Origin of the sequence: Curtobacterium sp. PhB78 (genome assembly GCF_003751685.1) — a bacterium.
Lineage (GTDB): Bacteria > Actinomycetota > Actinomycetes > Actinomycetales > Microbacteriaceae > Curtobacterium.
Map to the genome: position 1 here is coordinate 458255 of NZ_RKIA01000002.1, position 12665 is coordinate 470919.

At 70.4% G+C, this 12665-nt stretch carries 9 protein-coding genes; 6 read left to right on the forward strand and 3 right to left on the reverse strand.

What is annotated here, in order from left to right; genetic code table 11:
- The first annotated feature begins 63 nt into the window (after positions 1-63).
- The 4 genes from EDF53_RS05890 (at position 64) to EDF53_RS05905 (ending at position 4861) form a co-directional block, all read left to right on the forward strand.
- Positions 64-1383, forward strand: coding sequence for a nitrate/nitrite transporter (locus tag EDF53_RS05890; RefSeq protein ID WP_123292680.1), 1320 nt, complete (start codon positions 64-66; stop codon positions 1381-1383).
- A 193-nt stretch (positions 1384-1576) separates the two neighbouring features.
- Positions 1577-2827, forward strand: a complete 1251-nt coding sequence (locus EDF53_RS05895) for an RNA polymerase sigma factor (RefSeq protein ID WP_123292681.1) — start codon at positions 1577-1579, stop codon at positions 2825-2827.
- 4 nt (positions 2828-2831) lie between these two features.
- Entirely contained in the window at positions 2832-4091 is a 1260-nt protein-coding gene (locus EDF53_RS05900) for a MurT ligase domain-containing protein (RefSeq protein ID WP_123292682.1), read from the forward strand.
- Positions 4088-4861 carry a type 1 glutamine amidotransferase gene (locus EDF53_RS05905; RefSeq protein WP_123292683.1) on the forward strand — a complete coding sequence of 258 codons (774 nt, stop codon included), beginning with the start codon at positions 4088-4090 and terminating at the stop codon, positions 4859-4861. The genes EDF53_RS05900 and EDF53_RS05905 overlap by 4 nt, the downstream gene beginning before the upstream one ends.
- A gap of 137 nt (positions 4862-4998) precedes the next feature.
- Here EDF53_RS05905 and EDF53_RS05910 read toward each other — a convergent pair whose 3' ends face one another.
- Positions 4999-5223 (reverse strand): hypothetical protein, encoded by a 225-nt coding sequence (locus EDF53_RS05910; RefSeq protein ID WP_071255055.1) that lies wholly within the window; start codon positions 5221-5223, stop codon positions 4999-5001.
- Positions 5224-5391: 168 nt separating this feature from the next.
- On the opposite strand from EDF53_RS05910, the gene EDF53_RS05915 reads away from it, so the two are divergent.
- Complete coding sequence (locus tag EDF53_RS05915) at positions 5392-7518, forward strand: type IIA DNA topoisomerase subunit B (RefSeq protein WP_123292684.1); 2127 nt, start codon at positions 5392-5394, stop codon at positions 7516-7518.
- Positions 7519-7662: 144 nt separating this feature from the next.
- On the opposite strand, the gene EDF53_RS05920 is transcribed toward EDF53_RS05915, so the two are convergent.
- Entirely contained in the window at positions 7663-10149 is a 2487-nt protein-coding gene (locus tag EDF53_RS05920) for a DNA topoisomerase (ATP-hydrolyzing) subunit A (protein WP_123292685.1), read from the reverse strand.
- 61 nt (positions 10150-10210) lie between these two features.
- On the opposite strand from EDF53_RS05920, the gene EDF53_RS05925 reads away from it, so the two are divergent.
- Positions 10211-11377, forward strand: a complete 1167-nt coding sequence (locus tag EDF53_RS05925) for an alkaline phosphatase family protein (RefSeq protein WP_123292686.1) — start codon at positions 10211-10213, stop codon at positions 11375-11377.
- A gap of 47 nt (positions 11378-11424) precedes the next feature.
- Here the strand turns inward: EDF53_RS05925 and sepH are convergent, their stop codons facing one another.
- Positions 11425-12459 carry a septation protein SepH gene (gene sepH, locus EDF53_RS05930; protein ID WP_123292687.1) on the reverse strand — a complete coding sequence of 345 codons (1035 nt, stop codon included), beginning with the start codon at positions 12457-12459 and terminating at the stop codon, positions 11425-11427.
- Positions 12460-12665: the final 206 nt, after the last annotated feature.

The window sequence follows — 12665 nt, forward strand, 5'->3', positions numbered from 1 at the left end:
ACGTCACCTGCGTCGGCGACACACGTCGCGTATCCGGCTCCGCCGGATCGGTAGCCTGTCGGGGTGAACTCCCGTCGCGCCTACCTGATCTGGGGCATCGCGGTGCTCGCCTACGTCCTGGCGGTCGTGCAGCGGTCCTCGCTCGGGGTGTCCGGAGTGGACGCGCAGGACCGGTTCGCCGTCTCGGCGGCGGTGTTGTCCACGCTCGCGGTCGTGCAGATCGCCGTGTACGCCGGACTCCAGATCCCGGTGGGCGTCGCGCTCGACCGGGTGGGGCCGCGCAAGCTCGTCCTGCTCGGCGCCGCGCTGCTCGTGGTCGGCCAGGCCGTCGTGGCCTTCTCGCCGACGATCGGCCCGGCGATCGCGGGCCGGGTGCTCGTGGGTGCCGGCGACGCGATGACGTTCATCTCGGTGATCCGCCTGGTGCCGATGTGGTTCAGCGGCCGGATCCTGCCGCAGATCTCGCAGTGGACGGGCAACCTCGGGCAGATCGGCCAGATCCTGTCGGCGTTCCCGTTCGCGGTGCTCCTGCACGCCGCGGGGTGGACGCCTGCGTTCGGGGTCGCCGCCGCCGCGAGTGCCGTCGGGCTCGTCCTGGCGTTCGTCTTCGTCCGCAACGGCCCCGTGGTCGTGCGGACCGGGACGATCCCGCTGCCGCACTCGTGGGGCGCCGCGTTCCGGACGTTCGGGCACGCGTTGCGTCGACCGGGCACGCAGCTCGGGTTCTGGTCCCACTACGTGACGCAGTCGTCCGGCACGGTGTTCTCGCTGCTGTGGGGCGTCCCGATGCTCCGCGGGCTCGGGTACAGCCCCGCCGAGGCCGCCGGCTTCCTGACGATCATCGTCGCCGTGGGCTTCGTGGCCGGGCCGGTGCTCGGGCTGTTGTGCGCGCGGTTCCCGATGCGCCGCTCGAACCTCGTGCTCGGCGTGGTCGTGCTGCTCGCCGTGGTGTGGACCGCGATCCTGCTCTGGCCCGGCCACCCGCCGACCTGGCTGCTCGTGCTCCTCGTCGTGGCGATGGGCATCGGCGGCCCCGGTTCGCTGATCGGGTTCGACTTCGCCCGGACGTTCAACCCCGTGGGTTCCCTGGGGTCCGCGAACGGTGTCGTCAACGTCGGGGGGTTCCTGGCGGCCTTCGTGATGATGTACCTGATCGGGCTGCTGCTCGACGTGATGTCCCGCGTCACCGGTGAGACCGTGTTCGCCTGGGACAACTTCCGCGTGGCCCTCACGGTGCAGTACCTGGTGGTCGGGTTCGGTGTCGCGATGCTCCTGTACGCCCGGCACCGCACGCGCCGGGTGCTCCACGCGGAGGAGGGAATACGCGTCGGACCGCTCTGGGTTGCACTCGTTGCGCGCCTGCGGAAGCGGCACGTGCAATAATGATCACGGACCCACTCAGGACCCCCATCCTGTCGGAGCACTTCGGAGCGCCGATCAACCCGGGGGACTTGACATGGGTCTTAGTGCTGCCCGGAACGGTAGGACTCGACGACGCGGGGGACTGCGGCTCGGGCCCTGGGCGGCGAGGGAGGCCACGACCCCACGAACGTGGCACGACGAGAGAGGTGATCGCATGGCTGCCCGGAGCACGACGATCGATCCCACGAAGGACACTCAGCCCGAAGGTGCTGTGGCAGAGGACGCCACGGACGCCGAGGGAACCGCCGCGCCGAAGAAGCGCGCCACCAAGGCCCCCGCCAAGAAGGCCCCGGCCAAGAAGGCCGCCCCGAAGGCGAAGAAGGTCGACCCCGTCGACGAGGCGAACGAAGCCACCGACGAGCCGACCGAGGACGTCGAGGACACCGACGACAAGGCGATCAAGCCCGACGCCGCCGCTGCGGTCGCCGCCGGCGCGCTCGTCATCTCGCAGACCGACGACGACGAAGCCCCGGTCTACTCCACGACCATCACGGGTGCGACCGCCGACCCGGTGAAGGACTACCTCAAGCAGATCGGCAAGGTCGCCCTGCTCAACGCCGAGCAGGAGGTCGAGCTCGCGATGCGCATCGAGGCCGGCCTGTTCGCCGAGGACAAGCTGCAGCACTCGACCGGGCTGACCAAGCCGGCCGAGCGTGAGCTGCGCTGGGTCGCCCGCGACGGTCAGCGCGCCAAGTCGCACCTGCTCGGCGCGAACCTCCGCCTCGTGGTGTCGCTCGCCAAGCGCTACACCGGCCGTGGCATGCAGTTCCTGGACCTCATCCAGGAGGGCAACCTGGGCCTGATCCGTGCGGTCGAGAAGTTCGACTACACGAAGGGCTTCAAGTTCTCGACCTACGCGACGTGGTGGATCCGCCAGGCGATCACCCGCGCCATGGCCGACCAGGCCCGCACCATCCGCATCCCGGTGCACATGGTCGAGGTCATCAACAAGCTCGCTCGTGTCCAGCGCCAGATGCTGCAGGACCTCGGCCGCGAACCCACTCCGGAAGAGCTCGCCCGCGAGCTCGACATGACCCCGGAGAAGGTCGTCGAGGTGCAGAAGTACGGCCGCGAGCCGATCTCCCTGCACACGCCCCTGGGCGAGGACGGCGACTCCGAGTTCGGTGACCTCATCGAGGACACCGAGGCGGTCGTGCCGGCCGACGCGGTGGGCTTCACCATGCTGCAGAAGCAGCTCGAGAGCCTGCTCGACTCCCTGTCCGAGCGTGAAGCGGGCGTCATCCGCATGCGCTTCGGCCTCGGTGACGGCCAGCCGAAGACCCTCGACCAGATCGGTGACACGTTCGGCGTGACGCGTGAGCGCATCCGTCAGATCGAGTCCAAGACGATGGCGAAGCTCCGCCACCCGTCGCGGTCGCAGTCGCTGCGCGACTACCTCGAGTAGGCCGATGCGGTTCTTCATCCCGATCCTGATCGGGCGGATCCTCCGTGCCCTCGCCAGAGCGCGGGGCGGGGGATCCGCGTACCCCGGCTTCATCGTGCTCAAGCTCGTGCCGGACTTCCTGCAGCACGTGACGAAGCAGTTCCCGAACGGCGTCGTCTTCGTGCTCGGCTCGAACGGCAAGTCGACGACCACGCACATGATCTCGGACATCGTCCGGGCGCACGGGCTCCGCGTCTTCACGAACCCGTCCGGGGCGAACCTGCCGCAGGGCATCGCGTCGGCGTTGCTGTCCGAGGTGTCGCTGACCGGTCGCCTGAAGGCGGACATCGGCATCCTCGAGGTCGACGAGGCCTTCGCGGTCGAGCTCGCCGGCATCCTGTCGCCGTCCACGGTGACGATGCTCAACGTGCAGGTCGACCAGCTGTACCGGTTCTTCGAGACCGAGCGCGTCGCCGACATGATGCTCGACACCGCGGCACTGTCCACGGCGAACGTGATCACGAACCGCGACGACCAGTTCCTCGACGCCTACGCAGCGCGGGCCGGCCAGCGGGTGCTGCGCTTCGGTGCGAGCGCCGAGGTCGTCGCCGCCGCACCGAACGGCCTGCAGAACGCCGACGACTTCGACCGGCAGGACGCCCAGCCGAACGCCGCTGAGTCAGAGGTCGTCGTGAACACCGGTGACGGCGCGACGATCCGCTTCGACGGTGCCGACATCGCGGTGCGCCTGCCCGCACGCGGCCTGCACTACGCGGTCGACGCTGCTGCTGCCACCGCCACGGCCAGCGCGGCACTCGGCACGCAGTTCCGCGCCGACGCCGTCACGAAGGCCTTCGGCACGATGAAGCCGGCGTACGGCCGCGGGGAACGACTCCCCATCGCCGGCGAGTCCGCCGAGTTCACGATGTTCAAGAACGCCGCGAGCCTCCAGCTCAACCTCGACGCGCTGCCGGACCGCCCCGAGCAGGTCCTCATGGCGATCGACGAGGGCACGCCGGACATCTCCTGGATCTACGACATCGACTTCTCGAAGCTCGACCACGTCGACGTCGTCTCCGGTGACAAGGCCTGGCAGATCGCGATCGCCCTCGAGCACGCCGGTGTCCGCATCGGCCGGGTCGACCCCGACGTCGAGGCCGCGATCAAGCACATGGAGCAGCTCGGGTCGACGACCAGCGGGACGAAGAACTTCATCGTCAACTACGAGATCATGATGATCGCCCGCAAGGCCCTCGGCCACCCGGACATGGAGAAGACCGCATGACGGCCGACCGGCTGACCATCCTGCACGTCTACCCCCGGCAGATGGGCGTTTCGGGGGACCGCGGCAACGTCGCGGCCCTCGTCCGCCGTGCCGCCGCGGCCGGCCTCGACACCGAGGTGCTCGAGTACGCGCCCGGCGACGACCTGCCCGCCGCGGCCGACGTCGTGGTCATCGGCAACGGTCCGCTCAGCGCGATGCGCTCGCTCGGTGCCGACGTCGCCCGCATCGCCGCTCCGCTCCGTTCGTTCGCGAGCGACGGTGTGCCGGTCATCGCCGTCGGCGGCGGGTTCGACCTGGCGACGAACGAGGTCGTGCCCACCGAGGGTGCTCCGCTCGCCGGGTTCGGCGTGTTCGACGCCCGAGCCGTCCGTGGTGCCGAACGTCGGGTCAACTACTTCGTCCTCGAGACCCGGTACCCGCTGCTCCCCGGCGCGTCGAAGCGTCTCGCCGGCTTCGAGGACCACGCCACCACGATCGAGCTCGCGGCCGGGGTCACCCCCTTCGCCGACGTCGTGTCCGGCGGCGGCAACCAGGCGGGCGCCCCGGTCGAGGGTGCGATCGTCGGCACGTCGTTCGGCACGCACACGCAGGGTCCGATCCTGCCGCTCAACCCGCAGCTGACCGACGGTGTCCTCGCCGCAGCCGCCGCACGAGTGGGCCTCGAGTACACGCCGGACCCGGAGCAGACGGCGACCATCGACCGCTACGCACGCGAGGCGCGCGCGACGGTCGATCGCTACGTCGACAAGGCGTTCAAGCGCATCGCGTGACGCTCACGAAGGCCGGGTCCCGACGGGACCCGGCCTTCGTCGTCTCCGCGCGTTCTGAGACGGGCAACAGACAGACGGGAGGCCCGGTGCCAGCTGGCACCGGGCCTCCCGTCTTGCTGTGCTCGCGCCTTCGCGCGCTACTTCGACTCGTAGAGTCGGCTGCTCTCGTCGTGCCACTCGATGGCGGTCGCCGCGAGCTTGTCCTTGAACTCTGCGCCGTGGTGCGCGCAGAAGAAGAGCTCGCCGCTCGACATGGTGGCTCGGATGTAGGCCTGCGCTCCGCAGCTGTCGCAACGGTCGGCGGCGGTCAGCTGGTGGTTGCTGACTTCGTCGATGGAGGGGTCCTGCACGGTCTGGGTCATTGCTGTGCTCCTCACGGATCGCAGGTGGTGCCGGGTGGTTGCACCATTTCAACACGTGATGCCTGAGAACGATGCATTGTGCAGCGCTGTTTCGCTGAGCGCGGATCGGTTGTCCCCAGTGCGAGTGTCCGCGCCGAGGGTGTCGGTGCCGCTCGGTAGCATCGGACGGTGAGCTCCGACTACTCCGCACGCCATCTCTCCGTCCTCGAAGGGCTCGAGGCGGTCCGGAAGCGTCCGGGGATGTACATCGGCTCGACCGACTCCCGTGGGCTCATGCACTGCCTGTGGGAGATCATCGACAACTCCGTCGACGAAGCCCTGGCGGGGCACGGCGACGAGATCGGCGTCGTGCTGCACGCCGACGGTTCGGTCGAGGTCCGCGACACCGCTCGTGGCATCCCGGTGGACGTCGAACCGAAGACCGGACTGACCGGCGTCGAGGTCGTGTTCACCAAGCTGCACGCCGGTGGCAAGTTCGGGTCGGGGTCGTACGCGGCGTCCGGCGGACTGCACGGCGTCGGTGCCTCGGTGGTCAACGCCCTGTCCGAGCGCCTCGACGTCGAGGTCGACCGCGGCGGCAGGACCTACGCCATGTCGTTCCACCGCGGCGAGCCCGGCACGTTCGACGACGCGAAGGGCATCGGTCCGGACGCCCCGTTCAGCCCGTTCACCTCGGGCAGCGAGCTGCGGGTGGTCGGCAAGGTGAAGAAGGGCGTCACGGGTTCCCGGATCCGGTACTGGGCGGACCGGCAGATCTTCACCGCCGATGCGCGGTTCAGCACCGACGACCTGGTCACCCGGGCGCGGCAGACGGCGTTCCTGGTGCCCGGACTCGGCATCACGATCACCGACGAGCGCGTGTCCTCGATCGAGGCCGCTGCTGCGCGTGCCGAGGCGACGGGGACCGCCGTCGAGGCCGGCCCGGTCGTCGAGCGCTTCCGCTACGAGGGCGGCATCGGCGAGTTCGTCGAGCACCTCGCGGCCGACACCGCCGTCACCGACGTCTGGCGCGTGCAGGGCACCGGGACCTTCACCGAGACCGTCCCGATGCTCGACGACAAGGGCCACATGGTGTCGACCTCGGTCGAGCGCTCCTGCGAGGTGGACCTCGCGCTGCGGTGGGGCGACGGCTACGAGTCGGTGTTCCGCAGCTTCGTCAACATCATCGCCACGCCGAAGGGCGGCACACACCAGGCCGGCTTCGAGTCCGGTCTGGTCAAGGCCGTCCGAGCACAGGTCGAGGCGAACGCCCGCAAGCTCAAGGTCGGGCAGGACAAGCTCGACAAGGACGACGTGCTCGCCGGCATGACCGCCGTGCTGACCGTCCGACTGCCCGAGCCGCAGTTCGAGGGGCAGACGAAGGAGATCCTCGGCACGCCGGCGGTGCGCAAGATCGTCGACCAGGTCGTGTCGAAGCGCATCACCGAGATCCTGACGTCGACGCAACGCACCGAGAAGGCCCAGGCCGCGACCCTGCTCGAGAAGGTCGTCGCCGAGATGAAGACCCGCATCTCGGCCCGCGCCCACAAGGAAACGCAGCGCCGGAAGAACGCGCTCGAGAACTCCTCGTTGCCGACGAAGCTCGCGGACTGCCGGTCGCAGGAGACCGAGGGCACCGAGCTCTTCATCGTCGAGGGCGACTCGGCGCTGGGGACCGCGAAGCTCGCACGCAACAGCGAGTACCAGGCGCTGCTGCCGATCCGCGGCAAGATCCTCAACGTGCAGAAGGCGTCCGTGTCGGACATGCTGTCGAACGTCGAGTGCGCGTCGATCATCCAGGTCATCGGTGCCGGCTCCGGCCGGACGTTCGAGATCGACCAGGCGCGCTACGGCAAGGTCATCATCATGTCGGACGCCGACGTCGACGGCGCCCACATCCGCACGCTGCTGCTGACCCTGTTCTTCCGGTACATGCGACCGATGATCGAGCAGGGCCGGGTGTTCGCCGCCGTGCCGCCGCTGCACCGGGTGGTCGTGGTGAACCGCGGCAAGCCGAACGACACGCTCTACACGTACTCCGAGCAGGAACTGCAGACCGTGCTGAAGAAGCTCGAGAAGACCGGCAAGAAGTACCAGGAGCCGATCCAGCGGTACAAGGGCCTGGGCGAGATGGACGCCGACCAGCTCGCCGAGACCACGATGGACCGCGCGCACCGGACCCTACGGCGGGTGAACATCACGCACGCCGAGAGCGCGGCGAAGGTGTTCGAGCTGCTCATGGGCAACGACGTGGCCCCGCGCAAGGAGTTCATCCTGGCCGGCGAGGGTCTGGACCGCGACCGCATCGACGCGTAGCCGAGCGGCGGCGCCGGGCCGAGTCTCGGCGCTGCGAGAGCGACACCGTGCCACCATCGTGCGCGGTCCGTGCCGCCGAAGCGACAGTGTCCCGGGAACTGTTCGCGGGACACTGTCGCTTTCGCAGGGAGGGGCTGCCGCGCGCTACGCGTCGCCAGCGGTGCCGTCGAGCGCCGCCGCGCTGCCGCCGATCGAGCCGATGACGGCCTCGAGCGGCGCACCGGACCCGTCCCGCTTCGACAGCCAGTCGGGCAGGGTCCGCGCGGCGCCGTCCGTACCGACCGCGTGCGGGGGAGCGATGCCCGCCCAGCCCACGGTGAGCCCGTCCTCGCCCTTCAGGAACGCGTGCGCCCGGACACCCTGGGTCGCCCGGCCCTTGGCGGGGAACTCGGACAGCGCTGACACCTTGGCGCGACCGGAGTCGGTGCCCGGAAGCGCCGTGGAGGTCGTGGACACCGTGGCGACCACGGCGTCGTCGGACCGGGCGACGGACCCGAACCAGATCACCGAGGACCCGGACGCCAGCGCCATGCCCGCGACACCGCCGGCCGGCAAGCCCTGGGCACGGACGCCGGACGCGGGGAAGCGCAGGAGCTGGGCGTTCGAGCTGATGAACACCAGGTCGTCGGACTCGGGCGCCTGGGCAGCGCCGACCACCGCGTCGCCGGGCTTCAGGCCGATGGCGACGAACTCGGGCTTGTCGGGCCAGGCTCCGGGGACGACGCGCTTCACGACGCCCTGGGCGGTACCGATGGCGAGGGAGTCCGACGACGCGCCGGACAGGTCGACGAGTGCAACGACCGTCTCGCCCTTGGTGAGCACCAGGAAGTCCGTGACCCGCACGCCGGCGTCGAGGCGGACCGCAGCGGGCGGCACCGCCGGGACGTCGACGGGGGAGAGCCGCAGGACCCGCCCGGTCGAGGTCAGCGCGCCGACCTGGCCCCGGACGGTGCTCACCACGGCGGACCGGACGGCGTCGTGCTTGGAGCGCTTCGGCACGCGGACGATGCTGAGCTCCGAGGTCGGGATGTCGACGCGGATGAGCCGTCCGGTGGTCGAGAGCAGCACGCGGCACGGCGAGTCGGCGACCTGGAGGGACTCCGGGTCGACCGCGGCCTTGCGACCGCCCTTGACGGGGGCGTCGGCCTCGGTGAGCAGGGTTCGGCGAGGGGTGGCGAACTTGTCGGAGACCTCGGTGAGCTCGAGCGCGACCTGGGCACGGAGCCGTTCGTCGGACGCCAGGAGTTCCTCGAGCGCAGCGATGTCGGCGAGCAGCTGGTCGCGCTCGGCCTCGAGCTCCATGCGCGAGAACTTCGTCAGGCGTCGGAGCCGCAGTTCGAGGATGTACTCGGCCTGCACCTCGGACAGGTCGAAGACGTCACGGAGCCGGCTCCGTGCGGCCTCGGAGTCGTCCGAGGTGCGGATGACCTGGATGACCTCGTCGATGTCGAGGATCGCGATGAGCAGGCCCTCGACCAGGTGCAGCCGCTCGCGACGACGCGCGAGCCGGTACTCCGACCGCCGGGTGACGACCGACAGCCGGTGCTGCACGTAGACGTCGAGCAGCTCGCGCAATCCGAGCGTGCGGGGGGACCCGCCGACGAGCGCGACGTTGTTGATGCCGAAGCCGTCCTCGAGCGGGGTGTGCTTGTACAGCTGCTCGAGCACCGCGGTGGGGTTGAAGCCGCTCTTGATGCCGATGACGAGCCGCAGCCCGTGGTTGCGGTCGGTCAGGTCGTTGACGTCCGAGATGCCGACGAGCTTCTTGGACTGGACGCCGTCCTTGATCTTCTCGATGACGCGCTCGGGGCCGACCAGGTACGGCAGCTCGGTGACGACGAGCCCGACCTTGCGCGGGGTGAGGTTCTCGACGCTCACCTTCGACCGGGTCCGGAACGTGCCGCGCCCGGTGGCGTAGGCGTCGCGGACCCCGGAGAGCCCGACGATGGTGCCACCGGAGGGCAGGTCCGGCCCCGGGACGAACTCCATCAGCTCTTCGAGGGTCGCCTGCGGGTTCATGAGCAGGTGCTTCGCGGCCTCGACCACCTCGCCCAGGTTGTGCGGCGCCATGTTCGTGGCCATGCCGACCGCGATGCCGGACGCGCCGTTGACGAGCAGGTTCGGGAACGCCGCTGGCAGGACGCCGGGCTGCATGATCTGGTTGTCGTAGTTCGGGACGAAGTCGACGACGTCCTCGCCGAGGCCCTCGGTCATCGCCATCGACGGTTCGGCCAGGCGGGCCTCGGTGTACCGGGCGGCAGCGGGACCGTCGTCGAGCGAGCCGAAGTTGCCGTGGCCGTCGATGAGCGGCACGCGCATCGTGAACGGCTGCGCCATCCGCACCAGCGCGTCGTAGATCGCGCCGTCGCCGTGCGGGTGCAGCTTGCCCATCACCTCGCCGGTGACGCGGGCGCTCTTGACGTGCCCGCGGTCGGGCCGCAGGCCCATCTCGGCCATCTGGTACAGGATGCGCCGCTGGACGGGCTTCAGGCCGTCGCGCGCATCGGGCAGCGCCCGCGAGTAGATGACGGAGTACGCGTACTCGAGGAAGGAGCCCTGCATCTCCTCGGAGACGTCGACGTCCTCGATGCGCTCACCGTCGGGCAGGCCGACTGCGTCCGTGCGTGCCATGGCACCTTTCTGGAAGACCGGAGTCGTCTAGGAGACTCTGTCGTCTGGGAGACTCTGTGGAATGGGAACAAGCGTACCGACGGCCCCCGACGCCGCCGCGAACCTCGCCGACGTCTTCCCGAGTTGCCTCGTGGCGCTCGGGGCTGCGGACGGCGCGTGGTCGCGTGACCATGGCCTGGAGGCCCGGATCGCCCTCCGTCCCGCTCGTTCCGCGATCGTCGTCCTGGTCGACGGCCTCGGGAGCGTCGCGCTGTCGGCGCGCGCCGGGCACGCCCGCTGGCTCACGGCCGCCAAGGGGTCCGGCACCGCGAAGAAGCTGCGCAGCGGGTTCCCGACCACGACGGCCGCGGCGCTGAGCACCCTGACCACCGGACGGTCGCCCGGCACGCACGGTGTCGTCGGCTACAGCGGCTGGAACCCGGACACCGGCGCCGTGATGAACCTGCTCGGTGGTTGGGACACCGAGGTCCCCGCGGACTGGTTCCTCACCGAGACGCTCTTCACCCGCGCCGCGGAGCTCGGCGTCGACCCCGTCGTCATCGGCCCCGATCGGTACCGGGCGTCGGGCATGACCGCGAACGTCCTCGGCGGCGCGCGGTACGTGTCGGCGGACACGATCCCGGATCGCATCGACGCCGCCCTGGCCGAGACCGCAACCGGTCGGTCGCTCGTGTACCTGTACGTGCCGGAGCTCGACTCGATCGGCCACAAGTCCGGGTGGCAGTCCGACCGGTGGACGGCGACGCTCGAGCTGCTCGACGGCGAGCTCGCCCGCCTCGATGCCCGCGGTGCGTCGGACGTGGGTGTCCTGGTCACCGCGGACCACGGTGTGCTCGACGTGCCCGACCACGCGAACATCGCCATCGACCCGCTCCTGTTGACGGACGTCGTCGGGGTGGCGGGCGATCCGCGGTGCCGCCAGCTCACGGTGGCGCCGGGCACCGACGTGCGCGGGCTGGTCGGGGCGTTCCGGGCGCGCTACGGCAAGAAGGCGTACGTCGCGAGCCGCGACGAGGCGATCGCCGCCGGGTGGTTCGGTGCGGTCGCGCCACAGGTCGTTCCGCGCATCGGCGACGTGATCGTCGTGGCACGCGGGTCGTGGGCGTTCAACGACGACCGCGCGCTGCGGGACGGCGAGGTACCGAAGCGCATGATCGGTCAGCACGGCGCGATGACCGACGAGGAGACGTTCGTCCCACTGCGGCTCGCCGGGGCGTTCGCGCAGTAGCAGCCGGCCGCGGGTCAGTCCGAGCTGATCAGGTCAGTCCGAGCTGATCAGGCCGGGTCCTCCGGGCGGGTGCCGAAGACGATCTCGTCCCAGCTCGGCATCGACCGGCGGTTGCGCTTCTTGCGCTCCGCACGGCCCTCGGCTTCGGGCGCCGATGCCGGACGGGCGTCGGCCGACGGCGGGACGGTGTCGCCCTCTGGCTCGTCCTCGAACCCCTGCAGCGGGATGTCGACGACGCTGATCGAGGTGCCGCGGGCCGGCTCGTCACGCTGTTCGCCGAACGAGGCGGCCTCGCGCTCCCCACGGCGGCGGCGGAGCGCCTCGAGCAGGTCGGCGGTCTCGTTGCCGGGTGCGCGCTCCTCGACGGCCGCCTGGCCGATGCGGGGCAGCGGTGCACGGAGCGGGGCGCGGTCGGGGACGTCGGGGTTCGTGACGGCCTCGTCCTCTTCCTCGACGCGGAAGGCGCCGGAGTCGAAGCGGGTGCCGTCGTCGTCCTGCTGCTCGTACTCCACGGCGCGCAGGCGGGGCGCGATGCCCTCGTCGTCGGTGTGCGAGAGCCGGTGCGCGTCGCCGTTGTCCGGCACGAGCGTCGAGGTCTTCGGGTCGAAGCGCCACTGAGCGTCGTGCTCGACCTCGGCCGCGGTGTAGCGGACCCGGACCTGCCAGCCGCTCTCCGGGTGCTTCCACGAGCCCCAGCTGATCGCGGTGGCCTCGCCGGCCTCGAGCTTCGCGGTGATCGCCGCACCGAACGTGTCGGGGGCCTCGTCGTCGACCGGGGTCACCGGGACGCGGTGCGAGGCGTCGAGGACGAACGCGCGCTCGGCGAGCACCGGGCCCTCGAAGCGTCGGACGTACTCGACGTCGACGTCGAGCGCAGCCGCGACGTCGGCGGCGTCGGCACCACCACGGATGCGTGCCTGGACGTCCTTGGGGGAGACCCGCTTCTGCGGACCGGCGTCGGGGTTGGCCTGACGGACCTGCCCCGGCAGCGAGGACGTGACGGGCAACCGGAACTCGGTACCGCCGTCGGTCGCCAGGAGGAGTGCGCCTGCCTCGACTCCGATGACTCTCACGTCTTGCATGGTCCAGCCTTCCCAGCGTCGCGTACGGTCGTGCGTCGTACCCCGTGAGTATGCAGTGGTCGCGGACGGTTTCCACGGAGGCGCACGGGCGTGCCGCGGAGTCTGCGCATCAGTGGCGACGGGTGTCGGGAATGTCCCGATCCGGTCACGGGTTGCAGCGCCGTGACGACCCGCCGCAGATCTCGGTTTGCACTCTGGCGGGACGT